1 protein-coding gene is annotated in these 804 nt (G+C 47.4%); it reads left to right on the plus strand.

Features of this window, described 5'->3' with window-relative positions; all coding sequences use genetic code 11:
- Positions 1-26: 26 nt before the first annotated feature.
- The coding region (locus tag A3739_RS15970) for a methylmalonyl-CoA mutase family protein (RefSeq protein ID WP_231877093.1) at positions 27-804 on the plus strand (778 nt) is incomplete at its 3' end.

Here is an 804-nt window from a genome sequence, read left to right on the forward strand (position 1 = left end):
CAGGTCGTTTATTGTGGCATCGCATCATGCAAGAGTTTTCGCCAAGCAATCCAAAATCATCGATGCTACGCACACACTCTCAAACATCTGGTTGGTCGCTCACCGAACAAGACCCGTATAACAATGTGATTCGCACAACTATCGAAGCGATGGCTGCAGTATTTGGCGGCACACAATCTCTTCATACCAATGCGCTTGATGAAGCGGTCGCACTTCCGACAGAATTCTCTGCTCGCATTGCCCGCAACACCCAGATCATCATTCAAGAAGAGACAGGCATTACTCAAGTAGCTGACCCTTGGGGTGGTTCTTACATGATGGAGTCGCTCACACAACAAATTGCGGATAAAGCATGGGCTCTGATCGAAGAAATTGAAGAAAGCGGTGGTATGGCTAAAGCGATTGAGCAAGGCCTACCTAAAATGCGCATAGAAGAAAGCGCAGCTAAAAAGCAAGCACGCATCGACCGTGGCGAAGATGTCATTGTAGGCGTTAATAAATATCAACTTGCGGAAGAAGAAGAGCTAGATATTTTAGAGGTCGACAACCTTGCAGTGCGCGAATCACAAATCAAAGGCCTTGAGAAAATCAAAGCAGAGCGTGACAATGACGCCGTCAAAGCTGCACTTAATGCCCTCACATCTGCAGCAAAAACCGGTGACGGAAACCTACTTGCTTTAAGCGTCGCAGCTGCTCGTTTACGAGCCACTGTTGGTGAAATTTCTGACGCATTAGAAGAAATATATGGTCGTTACCAAGCTCAAGCTCGAACCATCAGCGGCGTATATGGCGCAGCGTATGATG

The sequence above is a fragment of the Oleiphilus sp. HI0067 genome (assembly GCF_001635735.1).